We start from the raw sequence: 17,662 nt of genomic DNA, 5'->3' as shown, positions 1-17,662 counted from the left end.
GGACGGTGCGGGCGATGAGCGTAAGCTTCACGGAAATCGAGGCGGCGGTGGGGGCGGTCGGGCGCATGGGCGCGACCGCGCCGGTCGTGATCGGCGGGATGGTGCTGACCGGGCTCGAGGTGCCTGACGAGCTGGTGGTGGGCGGGCAGCAGCAGTTGACCGTGCATCGCCTCCTGGGCGGCGGACGGGTGATCGACGTGTTGGGGAACGATCCCGACCGGCTGATCCTGCGCGGCCGGTTCGTCGGGCCGCAGGCGCAGGCGCGGGCGCGGATGGTCGAGCGGATGCGGGCGGCGGGTGCGGCGGTGGCGTTTTCGGCGGCGGGTCTGTCCTGTCAGGTCTGGATCGCGCAGTTCGCCTATTCCTATCAGGCGCGGGGGGCGGTGTGCGCCTATATGCTCGTGCTGGAGCGGGCCGATCTGGCGGCTGCGGCGGCGGAGGATGTCGGGGGCGCGATTTCCGGCGATGTGGGCGGGGCGCTGTCCGGGTTGAGCGCGGTCGTGAGCGATGTGTCCGGCGGCGTCTATACGCTGGCCGGGCAGGTCGGCACGATCGTCGGGCAGGTGACGCCGGTGGCGGCCTTGCTGGGGGCGGGCGGGGCGGTGGCCACGGTGACGAATGCGCTCGCGGCGGTCAATGGCGCGGCGCAGGCGGGCGTCGATCTGGCGGGAGCGCCGTCGGTCGTCAGCACGCTGTTGTCCGGACTTTCGGCGGCGGGGAGCGGGCTTTCCACGCTTCTGGGGCAGACGGGGGCGAATCTCGAAGGGATCGTGCTAAGCGACGGAGCTTCGCTCGGGGCGGCGACGCAGAATGCCGGGCTGGCAAGTGCGGCGGCGGATGCGGCGGGGCTGGTCAATCGTGCGGCGGCCAATGTCGCGCTGGCCGGGGGTGTGACGCCATCCGTGCCGGTCGGATGATGTTTTGGGGACGGGTTTCTTCTGTTTCCGAGGAAGAATGATCGGCTCGCGAAGCGAAGAGGCTTCTGACGATCCGGCGAGAGCGACATTGAAGGCATCGGGGGTATGGGGAACGATGGCGGTGCAGGTCACGGCGGCGGATGTGTCGCTTTATCATGTGGCGGCGGTTCAACTGGGGGATGCGACGCAGTGGTGGCGGATTGCCCAGCTCAACGGAATGACGGACCCTGATCTCACCGTTCTCGCGGCGCCGGTCTTTCTGGAGATGCCGCCGGTGTCCACGGTTCTGACGACGGGCTTGCCGGAGCGTTCGGCGTGAGCGGGACGGCGTCTCGTGTCTGGTCGGTGCGGCTTCTGGTGGCGGGGGCGGTGTCGGCGGGGACGCCGGTGACGGGGTTCGAGATCCGGGCGAGCCGGTATGAACGCTGCGATACGGCGGAGATCGCGCTGGCGGTCGATCAGACGGCGCTGGGCGGAGCCACGCCGTGGTTCGCGGCGGAGACGGCGAGCGGGCTGGATATTTCCGTGCAGGTTCTTCGGGCGGATCGGCCGGGTGCGTCCTGGGTCACGCTGTTCCGGGGCGTGGCGGATGCGGTGGTCTGGCGTCCCGAGGATGGGAGGGCGGTGGTGGCGTGCCGGGATTATCTGTCGCGGCTGCTGGATTTGCGCGTTCAGGAGGCGTGGCTGAATTTCACCGCGCCCGAGCTGGTCGCGGCGATGGCTTCGGCGGCGGGGCTGGGCGCGTCGGTGGATTTCGGCGCGGCGGCGGGAATGACGGGGCAGTTCTGGCAGATCGAGCACAAGCGCATGGCGGTGCTGGCGCAGCATCGCTTCCAGACGGCGTTCGATCTGGCGTTTTTCCTGGCGCGGGAAGCCTGTTGCGATCTTTACGCGGACGGAACCGTTCTGACGGCTTCGCCCATGCTGGCGCCGGATGACGGGACGGCGGTGGTGCATGATCTGTCGGGGCTGGCGATGGCGCATGATGTGCGGCGGGATCTGACGGCGACGCAGGGGCTGGTGGTGCATGTCGCGTCCTGGGACGGGCGGCAGCGGAGCCGGTCGGAGATTTTCTATGACGGGTCGGGCTTTTCGGCCACGGCGCCGGGGAGCGGGCTGGTTCACAGCTTTCGCGTGCCGGGACGGCGGCTGGACGAGGTGAAATCCATTGCGAGATGGAAATATGCACGGATCGCGGCGCATCGTCTGGAGGCGCGGGTGCGGATTCCGGGGAATGAGGCGCTGAGGCCGCGGCATTTCGCGCGGGGCGTTGTGTCGGGGGTATCGGCATTTCCCGGGATTCTGGCGGTGGATGAGGTGGTGTCGCGGATGAAGCCGGAGGAGGGGTTCGTCCAGGAGGTGGTGTTGCGGGATCGGATGGGAGGTTTGGCGTGAGCGAGGCGCGTTTCGTCGCCGCGGCGATGGCGAACCGGGTGGCGCATACGGTGCATGGCATCGTCTCGGCGGTCGATCCGGTCAATCATGCGGTGAAGGTCCGGGTTCAGCCGGAGAATGTGGAGACGGGCTGGATCGCCGATGCGGCGTTCGCGCAGGCCGGGGATTTGCGGATCGCCTGTCCGAGCGCGGTGGGGACGCATGTGGTGTTGCAGCCGCTGGAGGGCGATGGCGAGCATTTCGTTCTGGCGGGGGTGGTGTACGACACGGTGATGGCCGCGCCGGTGTCGCCCTGGACGGGGGCCGTGGCGCAGCCGGGGGAAATTCTGGTCATGGCCGGGTGCGGCGCGCCGCCGGCGGCCGGGAGTGCCGAGGAAAGTGCGGGTGAGGCGACGCCGGGGGCTGGATGGCTGCATGTCACGGCGGGCGGCGTCTTTCTCGGCGCGGGCGGGACGCGGGTGGCGGTGAGCGCGTCTGGTCTTGCTTGCGTGGCGGGGGCGGCGAGCCTGACCTTCGATTCCTCGGGGCTGGTCGTCTCGGGCGGGGATGTGCGGACGGATCTGCATTCGCTCAACGGGCATGTGCATCCGCTGGGCGGTCAGGTGACGGGAGGGCCGCAGGGATGAGCGCCGTTGGGCATGTGATGGGGGCGGATCTGTCGCTCTCGGGCGGCGGGCTGGCGGTCGTGGATGGGGCGGAGGAGGTGCGGCAACGTCTGTTGCGGCGGCTTTGCACCAATCCGGGCGGCTATATCTGGCAGATCGGCTATGGCGCGGGCTTGCCGGCGATGATCGGGAGTCCGGTCGTTTCGGGAACGATCAAAAGTGTCGTTCTGGCCCAGATGGCGCTGGAAAGCGGGGTGGACCAGACGCAGCCGGTGGAGGTGTCGGTGTCCTCCTCGGCGGGCGGCGTGGTCTCCTGTGCGATTTCCTATGTCGATGCCGCGACGCAGGAAATGCAGACGCTGCTGCTGGGCGGGTAGGGGTTTGGAGTTTCTCGCGGGACTTCGCGTTTAAATGGCCAAAAGTCCTTTTGCTTCTTTTTCTTCAGAAAAGGAAGGGAAGGCGAACTGGATACGGACATGTCGATAACTCTTCGATCTTTCGCGACGACCGTGTCCACGGCGGTCGCGACGGCGCAGGCATCCTGCGCGCAATTACTGGACATGGGGATAGGCACGGCGGGCCGCGCGCTGATGGAAAGCGTGGCGGGGCTGGGATTGTGGTTGCAGTATCTGGGGTTGCAGGTGCTGTCGCGGACGCGGCTGGCGACGTCGGCGGGAACGGATTGCGACAGTTTCGTCAATGATTTCGGCATGACGCGGCTGCCGGGCACGGCGGCGACCGGCTATGTGACCATGACCTGTTTTTCGCCCGCCGGACAATCGGCGGTGGTGCCGGCCGGGGTGACGGTGCGGACGGTCGCGGGCGTGACGTTCAGCGTGGTGGAGGACAGCGCGGCGGCGAACTGGTCGGCGGCGCAGGGGGGGTATGTCCGTCCCGCGGGGGCCGCGACGATGTCCGTGCCGGTTCAGGCGCAGGTCGCGGGAAGTTCGGGCAATGTGGCGGCGGGGGCGATCTGCCTCATGGGCACGTCGGTCGCCGGGATCGACACCGTGACCAATCCGGCGGCTTTCGTGAACGGGTCGGACGCGGAGACGGACGCGGCCCTGCGGGCGCGGTTTCCGCTCTGGCTGGCGGCGAAGGCGACGGGCTGTGCTGCGGCCGTTGGCAGTGCGGTGGCGGGTGTGCAGGACGATCTGACCAGTGCGCTGATGGACGGGGCCGCGCCGGACGGGACGGCGCGGGCGGGATATTTCACCGTCGTCGTGAATGACGGCACGGGTGCGCCGTCCGATGCGCTGGTGAGCTCCGTCTATGCGGCGGTGGATGCGGTGCGGGCCTGCGGGATCGGGTTCGCGGTCCAGCGTCCCACGGTGCTGACGCTCGACGTGTCGATGACGGTGACGGTGGCGGAGAGCGCGGATGCGTCGGCCGTGCAGACGGCGCTTCAGGCGGCGATCGCGGCGGATATCGACGCCTGCGCGGTGGGAAGCGGCTACGCCTACAGCCGCCTTTCCTATCTCGCCTATGTCGAGGCGGGGACGCCGGTGCTGTCCGTGACGGATGTGCGGCTCGACGGCGCGCAGGCGGATATTCCCGCGCTTGCGACGCAGGCGATCGTCGCGGGGACGATTTCGGTTCTGGTGGTTCAGGCGTGAAGGTGAGGAAGCAAGATGCCGGCATTCAACAGCTATCCCAGGCTGGCGACGGTCACGGGAGAGGAAGTTCTCGTCGTCGCCGATGCGTCGGGGGTCCAGACGCTCAACGTGACGACGAGCCAGGTGGCGGGCGCGCCCGCCGACGCTCCGGCGACCGGGGAATTCTACGCCGATGCGGGGGCGCGGGTCAGCCGCTACGGGGACCGGCTCTTCATCGGCGCGGCGGCGGCGTATCCGGCGGATACGTCGCGGAACGTGACGCCGGAGGACTGGCTCTCCACGCTCATGGCGACGACCTCGATCGGGCCGTGGGCGATGGAAAGCGCCCAGGGCGCGTCTCTGGCGAATTTCGGCTCGACGGGGTTTCTGGGCGGGTCGCGCACGTCGGACGCCAGAGCGTCGAGCGCGCTGCTCGGCTTCGTGCCGAGTTCGATCGGCGTCGCGTCCTGGGGGGTCGCGGATGACACGAGCTCTCCCACCACCACGACGGCCTATGCCTTCTATGGCGAAGGCTGGCGCATGGCCGGGGTGAATTATCAGCCGACCTTCGCCATGGAGCTGGAGGCGGTCAATCTCGGCGGGGCGGCGTCCGGCCAGTCCACGCCGTTTCATCCGAATTGCGGCGGCGGAACGTATTGCCTTCAGCTCGGCGCGGGCGGCGGGCAGAGCGCGGGTACCTCGGTCGCCGAGGCGGGGATCGTGTTCGTCAACAATCCCGACGCCTTCAATACCGGCATTATTTTCGGCTCCGACGCCCTGCACGGCACGGACGGGACGGATGGCGGATACGGCACGGCGATCGCCATGTCGCGCAATCACGGCATCCAGTGGCAGACGCCGGAGACGGTGCAGAACGTCCAGGGCGTCAATGCGGGGGCGATGATCTATTCGACCGTCGATACGGCGTCGGAAGGATCGCGCATCCAGTTCCTCGATTCCGTCCTGGCCTTCGAGAATGCGAGCGGGAATGCCGTATTCTCGATCGGCATCGGCGCCGAACCGACCAATGTCCTGCAGGTGCAGGCGGGGGCGGGGCAGCAGGCGGCGGGGATCTATGTGCAGGAGGGCGCGGGCGGCTCGCCCAATCTCGGCCTCTTTCCGGCCTCGGGCGGCGAGTTGCAGATCACCTCCCCCGTGACCGAGGCGGGCTCGGCGCTCCCGGCGAGCGTGGGGGGCGGGTTCCTGCATATCAATGTGAACGGGGAGGATTACCGCATTCCTCTCTTCACCGCGACGCAGGCGGGCGGCTGATGACGCTTCTCGATGATGTGGCGCTCGGCAGGGAAGACGCGTCCGACGGCAAGCCGCTCTGGGATACGGGGCCGGTTCCCGGCTCGGCGCAGGATTTCGCGCGGCGGCTGCGTGTTCTTCTGCCGTCCGGGTGGTTTCCCGCGCCGCCGCAGGATCTCCAGACCGAGCAGGCCCCGGTCCTGGCGGCGATGCTGCTTGGGTTCGGCTCCGTGCTGGCGGGGTTCTGGGCGCTGATCGGGGCGGTCGCGGCGCAGACGCGGCTGGCGACGATGGGCGGGCCGTTCCTCGACATGGCGGCGGCGGATTTCTTTGGGGCCGACGATGTGCTGCGTCAGGCGGGCGAGAGCGATGCCGCCTATCGCGCGCGCATCGCGGCGAGTCTGGTGGCGACGCGCAACACGCGGGCGGCGGTGTCGGCGGCGGTGCAGGGCGTGACGGGGATGGCGCCGCGGGTGATCGAGGCGATGAACGCGGCGGATTGTCATGCCTTCGGCGCGGCGAACGCGGCGGCAGCCGGGGGCGGCTATGGCTACGGCGCGGCGGGGCTGCGGTACGGGAGCCTGACGGGCGGTCAGGTCTTCATCGAGGCCGGAGTGGCGTCCGGCACGGAGGCGAGCGTGCAAATGGTCGCCGCCGCCGTGGCGCGGGTGAAGGCGGCGGGTGTGACGGCGTGGATAAGGAGTGACGGCTGATGGATCGGGCGATTGTCTATGCGGGGTCGATTCCGCTGGATACGGATGTTTTGCGCGCCGGGCGCTATGTGAAGGAGGGGGTCGGACGGCTGGCGGAGATGCTGTTCGGCCAGGGGGCGATGGCGGCGAGCGGGTTGGCCTGCACCCCCTCGACGACGGCGCTGTCGGTGACGATCGGGCCGGGTTCGATTCTCGCGCCCGGCGCGCTGGACGCGACCGCGATCGGCGGCGCGGGAGGCGGGCTGGCGGCGGATACGACCGCCATCGCCTGCCAGTATCTCAACGAGGCGGCGCAGGTGGTCGCGATTCCCTCGTCCGGCGTGACCTGCACGATCTATGCCTTGTGCGGCGAGGTGGACACTGACGGGACGGTGCTGCCGTTCTATAACGCCGCCGATCCGGCCCAGACTCTGGCGGGCGTGTCGAATGACGGCGCGGCTCTGCCGACGCGGCGCACGGGGACGATGAGTTTCGTGGCGGCGACGAGCGCGCCCGCCGCGCCCGCGGGCGGTGCGGTGGTGGCGCTCCATACGCTGACGGTTCCGTCGGAGGCCACGACTCTGGCCGGCGTGACGCCCGAGGCGGGTCAGGTCTTCTGGCCGACCATTCCGGAACTGGCGACGCTCACCTTGCTGCGGGCCGCGACCTCGCCCATGGCGCTGATGGCGCAGAGCGGGATGATCGGCATTCCGGCCTGGGCGAGCCGGGTGGAATTGCGCGCCATCGGCGGCGGAGGCGGCGGGTCCGCGTCGAATTCGCAGAGCACGAGCGGTTCGTTTTCCGGGTCCGGCGGCGGCGCGGGCGGCGATGCCTGGGGGGTCTATGCCGTCAACCCGTCCGGTGCTGACGGCTTGCAGGTGACGGTCGGCGCGGGGGGCGCCCAGCAGATGACGGGCGGCACGACGCAGGTCGTCTATCAGGGGCAGACGCTGCTTCAGGCGGCGGGCGGCGTGCCGGGCGCGTTCTATGCGACCCAGGGGTCGGCGGGGGGCATCGGCGGCGCGGCGAGCGGCGGGACGATCTGGAACCTCACCGGCGGCTATGGCGGGGACGGGCAGTGCGGCACCGCGACCTTCGCCGGGTATGGCGGGGATGGTCCCTGGGGCGGCGGTGGCCGCTGTGGCGCGGATGCCGGCATGGCGGGAACGAAATTCGGCGCGGGCGGCGGGGGCGCCTATTCGATCGCCGGTTCGACCTCCGCGGGCGGCGTCTCGACGGGGGGCGCGGGATATCAGGGGTGTGTCCTGTATCGTTTCCTGCCCTGACGCCCCGCCCCCCACACAGACAGGCCCGTTTCGCGCAAATTCAAGCCGGACCGTCTTGCCCGGCTGACTTGCGCGCCGCGATCCTGTAGGAGGGCGGCATGACCGTCTCCATCGTCCTGGGCCGCGGCCGCGACGGCGCGGACGTACCGCTCGACCTGACCGAACTGCTGGCCACGCGCCTTCTGGTGCAGGGCAATTCCGGCTCCGGCAAGTCGCATCTCCTGCGCCGCCTGCTGGAGCAGACGGCGTCGCTCGTGCAGCAGGCGATCATCGACCCCGAGGGCGATTTCGTGACGCTCGCGGAGAAATACGGCCATCTGGTGATCGACGCCGCCGAGCAGACGGAGGCGACGTTGCGCGCGGCGGGCGAGCGGGCGCGGATTCATCGCGCCTCGGTGATCCTCAATCTCGAATCCGTCGATGCCGAGCAGCAGCTGCGCGCGGCGGGATCGTTCCTGAACGGCCTGTTCGAGGCGCCGCGCGAGCACTGGTATCCCGTGCTGGTCGTGGTGGACGAGGCGCAGCTTTTCGCGCCGGTCGCGGGGGGCGACACGTCGGACGAGGCGCGGCGGCTGTCGCTCGGCGCGATGACCAATCTCATGTGCCGCGGGCGCAAGCGCGGGCTGGCGGGGATCATCGCGACCCAGCGCCTCGCCAAGCTGGCCAAGAACGTCGCGGCGGAAGCCTCCAACTTCCTCATGGGGCGGACGTTCCTCGACATCGACATGGCGCGGGCGGCCGATCTGCTGGGCATGGAGCGGCGGGCGGCGGAGGCGTTCCGCGATCTCGGACGCGGGCAGTTCATGGCGCTCGGCCCCGCGCTGAGCCGCCGCCCGCTTCTGGTGTCGATCGGCGCGGTCGAGACGGCGAGCCACGCGACGGGACCGCAACTGACGCCGTTCGAACCCGCGGCGGCGGAGGAAAAGCGCGACCTGATTCGCGACCTGATTCTGGAGCCCGTCGAGACTTTCGCGCCGCGTCCCCGCGAGCGGCGCGCGCCGCCGCCCGATCTGCTGGCGCAACTCGACGCCTTCGCGTCGGAGCAGCGTCCGCCTCCCGCGCGGGAGGCCGTGTCCGCCGGGGAGGCCGATCCGGCGACGCTCTGGCGGCTGATCGCCGATGTCGCGGCGGAGCCGGGTGCGGATTATCGCCCGGCGGCGACGTTGTTTCAGGATTTTCAGCTTCGCGCGCGGATCGAGGGGCTGGGCCGCGACGTGCTGGACATGACGCGCTTCCGCATGTTGCTGGCGACGGTGCGGTCGGGGATCGGCGAGGAGCGCGCGGGGAGTGAGGAATGGCGCGCGGCTGAGGCGATCGCGGCGCGCCTGCCGGAGGATGTGCAGGGTCTCGCCCTGCTCCTGGCCCGCGCGGCGCTGGACGGTCTGGCCTGCCCGGATGACGAGGCCCTGGCGCGCGCCTATGCCACGCATTCGCCCGGCCGCGCGCGGCGTCAACTCGCCTATCTCGAAGAGCAGCAGGTGATCGTGCTCCGCGAGGACGGCGCGGCGCGTCGCGTCGCCTTCGTGGGGCTGGGCTGGCGGACGGCCTGATGCCGTCGCGTCGTGGCGCGCGGACATGGCTTGACCATGGCGCGGGACTCGCCAATCTAATCGCGAGACGCGGGCGCGGCGTGCAAGCTGACGAAATGATAAGTTTTTCATGGCAGGTGGATTGTAGAGAGTGGACGCTTCAGGGTGTGGTGGATGATGCGGAAAGCCATCCGGACGGGAGGGGTGCGGACGTGACGGTCAGGCAAGGGGAGCGCCCGGATCGCGTCGGCCGGAGGGCCGGAACGCCTTTCCGTCACGCGGGCCATCGCGCGGACGTGTGAGGGCGGCGCGTGTCTGGCGGCTCTGCCGCGCCGTCGAAGTCGAGCGCGGGAGCGGCACGGCCATCAGTCTCGTGACGGTCTTCGCGCTGCTTTGCGCCGGAGCGCGGCTGATCTGGACCGATTCGGAGGGATATTCGGCCTTCTGGCCCGCCAATGCGGTGATGACCGTCGCGCTGTTGACCCTCAGGCTGCCGCAGGCCATCGGCGTGCTGCTCTCCTGCTTCGCGCTCAATCTCGCGCTGAACGGGTTGTGCAACCTCTCGCCGGACGAGGCCGTGCTGACGGCGATCCTCAACCAGTTCGTCGCGATCATGACGGCCGTGTTCCTGCGCCGGTATTGCGGGTCGGCGACGAATCTCGCCCGGGCGCGGCGGTTCGGCACCTTCGCCGTGATCGCCGTCCTCGTCTCGGTGCTGGAGGCGGCGATCGGCGTGATGATCGAGGTTCTCTGGCTGGGCGACCCGGCCTTGCCGCTCGCCAATGCCGTTCAATGGGTCATGTGTGACGCGCTCGGGCTCGTCCTGGCCACGCCGCTGCTGATGGACGCCGTGCGCCGTCCCTTCGACATCCTGACGCGGATCTGGTTCAATCCGCTGTCCGGCCTGCTGCTGCTCGTCGGTCTGGCATGGGCGTTCGCGAGTTTCCGCTGGGGCAACACCCCGCTTTTCCTGTTCATCTGCCCCGGCGTCGTTCTTCTGGCCCTTGCCGGATGGACCCGGCTGGCGCTCACGCTCATCTTCGGCGTCGCCCTCATCGCGGCGGCGCTGTCGGCGGCGGGGTATGGGCCGGCCGCGCTGCTGGCGCCCGATGACGCGCTCTGGCGCGAGGAAATCCTGCAATTCTATCTGGTCTCCCTGTGCCTCGTCGTACTGCCGGTCGGCCATGGCGTGACCGAGTGGCGGCGCGCCGTGCGCCGGTTGCAGCAATTGCGGGCGCGGCTGGAATATGCGGCCTCGCATGATGCGCTGACGGGGGTCATGAACCGCGCCAGATTCTCGACCATTCTGACCGGGCAGATGGGCGACGGGAGGCGCGGCGCGCTGCTGCTCGTGGATATCGACCATTTCAAGAAGATCAACGACGAGCTGGGCCATCCGGCGGGGGATGTGTTCCTGCGTCAATTCTGCGCGCGGCTGGCCGCCATCATCGGCCGGCGCGACGCGGTCGTGGCGCGGATCGGCGGGGACGAGTTCGCCATCCTCGTGCCGCATCTCACCCGCGTCGTGGAGGTGGAGCAGCTCTGCGACGTGTTGCTGGCGGGGTTGCGCGCGCCCTGGGGCATCGAGGGCGAGGAGCGGTTCGTGACCGTCAGCATCGGCGCGGTGCTCGCCTCCTCCTTCATCGACGATCCGGCCGCCTGGTCCGGCGGCAATCCTGGCAAGGGGCCCGGCAAGGGGTTGGCTGACGACCCGATCAAGGGGATGGTGCGGGAGGCCGATATCGCGCTCTACGCGGCGAAGGCGGGTGGGCGTGACACCTATGTCCTGTCCCGCCTCGTCTGCCCCGCCTCATAAGGTCGCCTGTCCGGCCGGTTCGACGGATGTTCCACGTGAAACATCTTCAGCCGGCCTGGCTGCCGCGATCCGGTCGCTCCCGCAGAACAGGATCTGGCTGTCCGTCCGCGCGATGGCGAGCACGGTCTGGCCCGCCGCTTCCGCCACGCGCAACGCACGCGCGGTCGGCGCGGAGACGGCCACGACGAGGCCCATGCCGGCGATGGCGGTTTTCTCCGCCATCTCGAACGAGTAGCGGCTGGTCAGCAGGCAGAATCCCTCGGCGAAATCCCGCCCCGCCGCGAAGCGCGCGCCGATGAGCTTGTCCAGCGCGTTATGGCGGCCCACATCCTCGCGCACCAGCACGATCTCGCCATCCGGCAGCGACCATGCGGCGGCGTGGACCATATGCGTCTCGGCATTGAGGCACTGGAATCCGGGCAATGCCGCGAGCGCGCGGCGGATGGCGTCGAGGGTGACGCCGCCCCCTTGGGCGAGGCGGGGCACGGGCTGTTCCAGCGCCGCGATGGTGTCGACGCCGCACAGGCCGCAGCCCGTGCGTCCCGTCATGGCGCGCCGCCCACGATGCAGCAGGCGGCTGAAATCCGCGCCTGTGATGCGGGCGCGGATTTCCATGCCGTTCTCGACCTCATGCACCTCACAGCCGAGGAAATTGCCCGGCGTGGAAACGATGCGCTCGGTGACGGCGAAGCCCCGCGCGAAATCCTCCAGATCCAGCGGCGAGGCCATCATCACGGCATAGGGGTGTAACTCGTTGAAGACGAGGCTGACGGGCACTTCCTCCGCGACGCCCAGCGCCACCCGCCGCACGTCGTCCGCGGCGAGGCGGAGAGCGTCGATCCGCGCGGCGGCCGGGAGCGTCACGCGGCCTCCGTCTTCGTCGCCGTTTCCTCCGCCGCTTCCGTCAGCGGGACGATCCGCACCGGGATCGACTTTGCCGCCGGCGTGCCGCTGATCTCGTCGAAATGGGTGAGCGGCAGGAGCGGATTGAGTTCCGGATAATATCCGGCGACGGAGCCGCGCGGCATCGGATAATCCACGATGGTCAGCCCCTCGACCCGGCGCGTGATTCCGTCGGTCGAGATCGTTTCCAGCGCGACCTTCGCCAGTTCCGGCAGTCCGCGCGCCTCGCGTTCGGCCTTGGAGAGGAAGAGCACCATCCGGTCGTTATAGATGCCGCGATATCGGTCCGAATTGCTGTAGATGGTGGTGTTGTACTGGTCGTGCGAGCGGATGGTGGAGAGGCGCAGCATCGCCGCATCCGTCACGATGTCGTCCACATGCAGCCCGGGAAGGAGAAGGAAGTTGGCCTTGCCCGTGGGGGTGTTCCAGACGCGGCGGCGCGGCGGGATGTCGAGGTGGAACCCCTTGGGGTTCTTGATCTTTTCCGGGAAATCCGCGTAGATTGCCGGATAGATCTCGGCGATCTTCTCGCGGATCAGCCCGTAATCCCCGATATAGCTCTCCCAGGGGATGCGACTCTCCGGCAGAGTCGCGCGGGCGATGCGGCAGACGATCTCGACCTCCGAGCGCAGATCCGGGCTCGCGGGCTCCAGCACGCCGCGTGAGGAGGTCACGTTGGACATGGCGTCCTCGATCGTCACGAACTGTTCGCCGGTCGCCTGCCGGTCGATTTCCGAGCGTGCGATGACGGGCAGGATCAGCGCGTCCCTGCCATGGACGAGATGGCCGCGATTGAGCTTCGTGGCGATGCCCACGGTCAGGTTCAGCCGGCGCATCGCCTCATAGGCGAGCGCGGTCTCGGGGATGGCGTGGATGAAATTGCCGCCGAGGCCGATGAAGACCCTGGCCCGGCCCGCGATCATGGCCTCCACCGACTCCACGACATGATGGCCCCATGCGCGGGGCGGTTCGAAGCCGAACACCTCGCGCACACGGTCGAGATAGGCGGCGCCCGGTTTCTCGTCGATGCCGACGGTGCGGTCGCCCTGCACGTTCGAATGTCCGCGGATCGGCGCGATGCCCGCGCCCGGCTTGCCGAAATTGCCGCGCAGCATGAGCAGGGCCGCGAGTTGCTGGATCATCCGCGCGCCGTTCTGGTGCTGGGTGATGCCCATGCCGAAGCAGAGCACCGTCGCATTCGAGCGGACATAGATGTCGGCGGCGCGGCGGATCTGCTCCTCGCCGACGCCGGAGACGCGGGTGATGTCCTCCCAGTCCAGGGCGAGGATCTCGTCGCGCCATGCCTCCATGCCGTGCGTGTGCTCCGCGAGGAAGGCGCGGTCCAGCACGTCCTCTCCGGCGGCGGCGCGCTCGAAGATGGCCTTTACCATGCCCTTGACGAAGGCGAGGTCGCCGCCGATGCGGACATGGACGAATTCGCTGGCGATGGCCGTGGAGCCGAACGTCGCCATCTGGACCGGGTCCTGCGGCTCGGCGAAGCGGATCAGCGCGCGCTCGGGCATCGGATTGACGATGACGACCGGCACGCCGCGTTTGCGGGCGTCGACGAGATTCGTCATCATGCGCGGCGAGTTGGTGCCGGTGTTCTGGCCGAAGATGAAGATCGCCTCGGCATGGTCGAAATCCGCCATGACGATCGTGCCCTTGCCGACCCCGATCGCATGCGGCAGGCCGCGCGAGGTGGGTTCGTGGCACATGTTCGAGCAGTCGGGGAAGTTGTTCGTCCCGTACTGCCGCACGAAGATGGAATAGAGGAAGGCGGCCTCGTTCGACGTGCGGCCGGAGGTGTAGAACTCCGCCTCGTCGGGGTGGTCCAGCGCGCGGAGATGGGCGCCGATCATGGCGTAGGCGTCGTCCCAGGAGATGGGGACGTATCTGTCCGTCTCCGGCTCGTAGCGCATCGGCTCGGTCAGACGGCCCTGTTCCTCCAGCCAGTAATCGCTTTGCGCCATGAGCGCGGTGACGGTGTGCTGCGCGAAAAAGGCGCGGGTGACGCGCTTCTTCGTCGCCTCGACGGCCAGGGCCTTGGCGCCGTTCTCGCAGAATTCGAGCGTCTTTTCACGGTCCGGGTCCGGGAAGGCGCAGCTGGGGCATTTGAAGCCGCCCGGCTTGTTCATGGCCAGCAGGGCGCGCGACCCCTTGCCGACGACGCTTTGCTCCAGCAGAACCTTGGCGGTCGCCTTGGCCGCCCCCCAGCCGCCCGCGGGGTAGGCATAGGGCTTGTAGCGGGGTTCGGCGCGCGGTTCGGTGTCGGGTGTGGTGTCCTTGGTCTCGCTCATGATCGGGCCTCCCTGGGGCGCGTCCTGAGGGCGCGTCGCCGCGCGCTCAGACGGGTCGCGACGCCGGGTCCTGATTGGAGATGGGCGCGCTGCGATAGGTGGCATAGAGTGCCGCGCCCGTAAAAACGAATCCGCCGACGAGATTGCCCAGCGTGACGGGGATTTCATTCCAGATCCACCAGTCGGCGAGGGAGACGTTCGCGCCCAGCATCATCCCGGCGGGAATGGCGAACATGTTCACGACGCTATGCTCGTAGCCCTGCGCCACGAAGATCATGATGGGCAGCCAGCATCCCACGATCTTGCCGATGGTGGAGGTCGAGGCGAGGCCGACGACGGAGCCGAGGCTGACCATCCAGTTACAGAGGATGGCCTTGGTGAAGACGGTGACCATTCCGGCCGCGCCGAGGGCTGCGTAGGCGGTGGTCTTGCTCACGGCGAGGGCGCGCAGCTTGTCGCCCAGCGGGCCGCCGGAGACGTGGCCGCAATCGGTGATGGCGATCCAGAACAGCCCGGCATAGATCAGGCTGCCGAGCAGGTTGCCGATGAACACCAGCACCCAGTTCCGGAACACGTCGCGCGGGCCGATGAGCCCGGCGAAGGCGGCGAGCGGCATCATGCCGAAATTGCCGGTCAGCAGTTCCATCCCGAGCAGCACGATCAGCGCGAACCCGGCGGGGAAGAGGAGCGCGCCGACGATGAACTGTCCGGTCTGGGCGGCGACGAGGAAGGCCAGCGTGGTGACGAAGGCGAGGTAGGCCCCCGCGAGCATGGCGCGGATCAGCACGTCCCGGGTGGGGAGGGCTGCCTTGAGCGTCGCGGCTTCGACCATGTTGCTGACGATGAGGGCGGGTTTGACGTAATCGGCCAAGGCTGTCACGGCTCCGACGGGTGGATTGCGGTCGGCGGTCGTATGGCCGGTCGCGCTTTTGGCGACTATAGGGGCGGAGTCGGAGAAATGGCGAGATATGTGGTGGGCATCTCACGACATTGCGTTCATGGCGGGATGTGCGGCAACACGGGCGGCAGATGGCGTGTTAGTGCGGGCTGACAGGCAGAGTATAACGGAGTCGGAATGAGCGCGGCCGGGACGAGTGTGGACAGGACGAGTGGGGGCAAGGGCGGCGGAAAATCCGTTTTCGGAGGGGCGCTGGGGGCGCTGGGGATCGTGTTCGGCGATATCGGCACGAGCCCGCTCTACACCTATCAGACGCTGATCGCCGATTCCGGCGTCGGCCATGCCGGCGGGACGGACGCCGAGACGCTGCTGGGCGGATTCTCGCTGCTGGTCTGGACCATGATGCTGGTCGTGGCGGTGAAATACGCCATCGTCGTCATGCGGGCGGACAACAGGGGCGAGGGCGGGATTCTCGCCCTGCTGTCGCTGGTGGGGGCGCGCTTCGGGCGGAGCTGGTACGGGAGCCGGACGCTGCTCTGCGCGGCGGGGCTGTTCGGCGCGGCGCTGCTCTATGGCGACGGGGCGATCACGCCCGCGATCTCGGTGCTCAGCGCCGTCGAGGGGATGCAGGTCGTCACCAGTTCCTTCCAGCCTTATGTCCTGCCCATCGCGGCGGCGATCCTGCTGGGAATCTTTCTGATCCAGCCGCTCGGCACGGCGCATATCGGCAAGGTGTTCGGGCCGGTCATGCTGCTGTGGTTCCTGACGATCGGCGGAATCGGGCTGGCGGCGCTGCTGCGCGATCCGGCGGCGCTGGCGGGGCTCAACCCTCTGCTGGGGCTGGAGTTCCTGCGCGCGCATCTCTCGCGCAGCCTCGTGATTCTCGGCGCGGTATTCCTGTCCGTGACGGGGGCCGAGGCGCTTTACGCCGATATGAGCCATGTCGGGCGCGACAGCGTGCGGCTCGCCCTGGCGGTCGTGGTGCTGCCCTGTCTCATCCTGTCCTATGGCGGGCAGACGGCGTTCCTGCTGGCGCATCAGGGGGCGAAGGGCAATCCGTTCTTCGCGACGCTGCCGCATGGCATGGTGCTGCCGATGGTGCTGCTGGCCACGCTTGCGACGATCATCGCCAGCCAGGCGACGATCACCGGCGTCTTCACCCTGACGCGTCAGGCGATCCAGCTCGGCTGGTTTCCCGGTCTCGCGATCCGGCAGACCTCGGATACGGAATACGGCCAGATCTATGTGCCGGTGGTGAACTGGACGGTCATGATGGTCACGCTCTCCATCGCGCTGGCCTTCGGCTCGTCGAATGCGCTGTCCGGCGCGTACGGGACGGCGGTGTCCACGACGATGTTCATGACGACGCTGCTGATCTTCGATGTGATGCGGCGGCGCTGGCACTGGGCGCTCTGGCAGGCCGTGCCCGTGGCGCTGTTCTTCGCGCTGGTGGATGGCGTGTTCTTCGCCGCCAACCTGCTGAAGATCAAGGCGGGCGGCTATGTGCCGCTGCTCATCGGGATCTCGATCTATGCCATCATGACGACCTGGCGGCGGGGCGTGCAGCTTCTGCATGCCGGGCTGACGGGCAAGGGGGAGCGGGGGGCGAAGGTGCTCGGCGATCTGCGCGAGGGGAAGGTGCCGCGCACCGGCGGGACGATGGTGTTCCTGTCACCCTCCGACCTGCCGGTGCCGCCGATCGTGGCCCGTCATGTCGCGGCCTTCCGGTCCCTGCCGGCCGAAACCGTGGTGCTGACGGTGATTTTCGAGGAAACGCCGCGCGTGGACGAGGCGGAGCGCGTGCGGAGCGAGCGCGTGGCGGACGGCGTGTGGCATGTGCGGGTGCGGTTCGGCTTCATCGAGATTCCCAATCTTTTCGCGGTGCTGGGACGGGCGCAGATGGCGGGATGCGAGATCGACCTGGACAAGGTGATCTTCATGGCGGGGGATGACGACATCGTGGGCGCGCGCTCCAGGCCGCGCATGGCCCCGCTCCGGCGGCTGCTCTTCGCCTTTCTCTACCGCAACGCCGTGCGGGCGTCGGACCGCTTCACCCTGCCCCGCGAGCGGCTGATCGAGATCGGCCATAACGTGCCGATGTGAGGGGCGCGGGCGCGTCGTCGGGGTTTTGTGACGGTGCCGGGGTCATCCCCGCGGCGAGAGCTTTTCCGCCTTCGTCGCGAACAGGGCGGGCATGTATTTCGACCGTCCCTGCGCGCGACCTTCTCGTCCTGCGCCAGTTGGCTGGTTGATGCATCCAGCACCCTCACCCGCGCTCCGGCGGCGGCGAAAATCGGCCCCTGTTGTCCGCCACCCCCGGCGAGGCAGAGGATATCCTTCCCGGCGACATCCCCGAGCCACTCGCGCGGGACAGGGCGATTCGGGGTCAGGAGGACGGACCAGTCGCCCTGACGGGCGGTCATTGCCGCTCGACACGAACATATGGCGATGACGTTGCCTGTTAACGATCCTGCG

16 protein-coding genes are annotated in these 17,662 nt (G+C 68.8%); 13 read left to right on the top strand and 3 right to left on the bottom strand.

Features of this window, described 5'->3' with window-relative positions; genetic code table 11:
* The first annotated feature begins 14 nt into the window (after nt 1-14).
* From EDC31_RS07710 to EDC31_RS07655, 12 genes are all read left to right on the top strand, one after another.
* Nucleotides 15-917 carry a hypothetical protein gene (locus tag EDC31_RS07710; RefSeq protein ID WP_042056162.1) on the top strand — a complete coding sequence of 301 codons (903 nt, stop codon included), beginning with the start codon at nt 15-17 and terminating at the stop codon, nt 915-917.
* Nucleotides 918-954: 37 nt separating this feature from the next.
* Nucleotides 955-1,236, top strand: coding sequence for a hypothetical protein (locus EDC31_RS07705; RefSeq protein ID WP_306310138.1), 282 nt, complete (start codon nt 955-957; stop codon nt 1,234-1,236).
* A complete protein-coding gene (locus EDC31_RS07700) occupies nt 1,233-2,312 on the top strand; it encodes a hypothetical protein (RefSeq protein ID WP_052511612.1) in 1,080 nt (359 codons plus the stop codon). Before EDC31_RS07705 ends, EDC31_RS07700 begins: the two co-directional genes overlap by 4 nt.
* Nucleotides 2,309-2,938, top strand: a complete 630-nt coding sequence (locus tag EDC31_RS07695; RefSeq protein ID WP_042056168.1) for a baseplate assembly protein — start codon at nt 2,309-2,311, stop codon at nt 2,936-2,938. Before EDC31_RS07700 ends, EDC31_RS07695 begins: the two co-directional genes overlap by 4 nt.
* Nucleotides 2,935-3,294: a hypothetical protein gene (locus EDC31_RS07690; protein WP_042056171.1), complete on the top strand. Its 360-nt coding sequence runs from the start codon at nt 2,935-2,937 to the stop codon at nt 3,292-3,294. The genes EDC31_RS07695 and EDC31_RS07690 overlap by 4 nt, the downstream gene beginning before the upstream one ends.
* 99 nt (nt 3,295-3,393) lie before the next feature.
* The gene (locus tag EDC31_RS07685) at nt 3,394-4,533 is read left to right on the top strand and encodes a baseplate J/gp47 family protein (RefSeq protein WP_042056173.1); all 1,140 of its coding nucleotides are present in this window, start codon (nt 3,394-3,396) and stop codon (nt 4,531-4,533) included.
* 15 nt (nt 4,534-4,548) lie between these two features.
* Entirely contained in the window at nt 4,549-5,784 is a 1,236-nt protein-coding gene (locus tag EDC31_RS07680; protein WP_042056176.1) for a hypothetical protein, read from the top strand.
* Nucleotides 5,784-6,476 carry a hypothetical protein gene (locus tag EDC31_RS07675; RefSeq protein ID WP_052511615.1) on the top strand — a complete coding sequence of 231 codons (693 nt, stop codon included), beginning with the start codon at nt 5,784-5,786 and terminating at the stop codon, nt 6,474-6,476. The genes EDC31_RS07680 and EDC31_RS07675 overlap by 1 nt, the downstream gene beginning before the upstream one ends.
* Nucleotides 6,476-7,741 (top strand): glycine-rich domain-containing protein, encoded by a 1,266-nt coding sequence (locus EDC31_RS07670; RefSeq protein ID WP_042056179.1) that lies wholly within the window; start codon nt 6,476-6,478, stop codon nt 7,739-7,741. Before EDC31_RS07675 ends, EDC31_RS07670 begins: the two co-directional genes overlap by 1 nt.
* Before the next feature lie 98 nt (nt 7,742-7,839).
* Nucleotides 7,840-9,291, top strand: a complete 1,452-nt coding sequence (locus EDC31_RS07665; RefSeq protein WP_042056181.1) for an ATP-binding protein — start codon at nt 7,840-7,842, stop codon at nt 9,289-9,291.
* Complete coding sequence (locus EDC31_RS07660; protein WP_132126979.1) at nt 9,291-9,572, top strand: hypothetical protein; 282 nt, start codon at nt 9,291-9,293, stop codon at nt 9,570-9,572. Before EDC31_RS07665 ends, EDC31_RS07660 begins: the two co-directional genes overlap by 1 nt.
* Nucleotides 9,569-11,086, top strand: coding sequence for a diguanylate cyclase domain-containing protein (locus tag EDC31_RS07655; RefSeq protein ID WP_042056184.1), 1,518 nt, complete (start codon nt 9,569-9,571; stop codon nt 11,084-11,086). The genes EDC31_RS07660 and EDC31_RS07655 overlap by 4 nt, the downstream gene beginning before the upstream one ends.
* On the opposite strand, the gene fdhD is transcribed toward EDC31_RS07655, so the two are convergent.
* From fdhD to EDC31_RS07640, 3 genes are read right to left on the bottom strand one after another with little or no spacing between them, the layout of a single operon-like run.
* On the bottom strand, nt 11,081-11,950 hold the full coding sequence (gene fdhD, locus EDC31_RS07650) for a formate dehydrogenase accessory sulfurtransferase FdhD (RefSeq protein ID WP_239641533.1): 870 nt from the start codon (nt 11,948-11,950) through the stop codon (nt 11,081-11,083). The genes EDC31_RS07655 and fdhD overlap by 6 nt on opposite strands.
* Nucleotides 11,947-14,289, bottom strand: coding sequence for an FdhF/YdeP family oxidoreductase (locus tag EDC31_RS07645; protein WP_042056187.1), 2,343 nt, complete (start codon nt 14,287-14,289; stop codon nt 11,947-11,949). The genes fdhD and EDC31_RS07645 overlap by 4 nt, the downstream gene beginning before the upstream one ends.
* Nucleotides 14,290-14,335: 46 nt before the next feature.
* Nucleotides 14,336-15,169, bottom strand: a complete 834-nt coding sequence (locus EDC31_RS07640) for a formate/nitrite transporter family protein (RefSeq protein ID WP_239641534.1) — start codon at nt 15,167-15,169, stop codon at nt 14,336-14,338.
* A gap of 195 nt (nt 15,170-15,364) precedes the next feature.
* On the opposite strand from EDC31_RS07640, the gene EDC31_RS07635 reads away from it, so the two are divergent.
* Entirely contained in the window at nt 15,365-17,290 is a 1,926-nt protein-coding gene (locus tag EDC31_RS07635) for a potassium transporter Kup (protein ID WP_052511618.1), read from the top strand.
* Nucleotides 17,291-17,662 lie beyond the last annotated feature (372 nt).

It is taken from the genome of Acidomonas methanolica, assembly GCF_004346035.1.
Lineage (GTDB): Bacteria > Pseudomonadota > Alphaproteobacteria > Acetobacterales > Acetobacteraceae > Acidomonas > Acidomonas methanolica.
Note: the sequence above shows the minus strand (reverse complement) of the source record. Positions and strands in the feature narration are given on the sequence as shown.

Coding starts and splice junctions, on each gene's coding strand:
- EDC31_RS07710 (WP_042056162.1), top strand. CDS start 15: ATGAGCGTAAGCTTCACGGAAATCGAGGCGGCGGTGGGGGCGGTCGGG.
- EDC31_RS07705 (WP_306310138.1), top strand. CDS start 955: ATGATCGGCTCGCGAAGCGAAGAGGCTTCTGACGATCCGGCGAGAGCG.
- EDC31_RS07690 (WP_042056171.1), top strand. CDS start 2,935: ATGAGCGCCGTTGGGCATGTGATGGGGGCGGATCTGTCGCTCTCGGGC.
- EDC31_RS07685 (WP_042056173.1), top strand. CDS start 3,394: ATGTCGATAACTCTTCGATCTTTCGCGACGACCGTGTCCACGGCGGTC.
- EDC31_RS07680 (WP_042056176.1), top strand. CDS start 4,549: ATGCCGGCATTCAACAGCTATCCCAGGCTGGCGACGGTCACGGGAGAG.
- EDC31_RS07675 (WP_052511615.1), top strand. CDS start 5,784: ATGACGCTTCTCGATGATGTGGCGCTCGGCAGGGAAGACGCGTCCGAC.
- EDC31_RS07670 (WP_042056179.1), top strand. CDS start 6,476: ATGGATCGGGCGATTGTCTATGCGGGGTCGATTCCGCTGGATACGGAT.
- EDC31_RS07665 (WP_042056181.1), top strand. CDS start 7,840: ATGACCGTCTCCATCGTCCTGGGCCGCGGCCGCGACGGCGCGGACGTA.
- EDC31_RS07660 (WP_132126979.1), top strand. CDS start 9,291: ATGCCGTCGCGTCGTGGCGCGCGGACATGGCTTGACCATGGCGCGGGA.
- EDC31_RS07645 (WP_042056187.1), bottom strand. CDS start 14,289: ATGAGCGAGACCAAGGACACCACACCCGACACCGAACCGCGCGCCGAA.
- EDC31_RS07635 (WP_052511618.1), top strand. CDS start 15,365: ATGAGCGCGGCCGGGACGAGTGTGGACAGGACGAGTGGGGGCAAGGGC.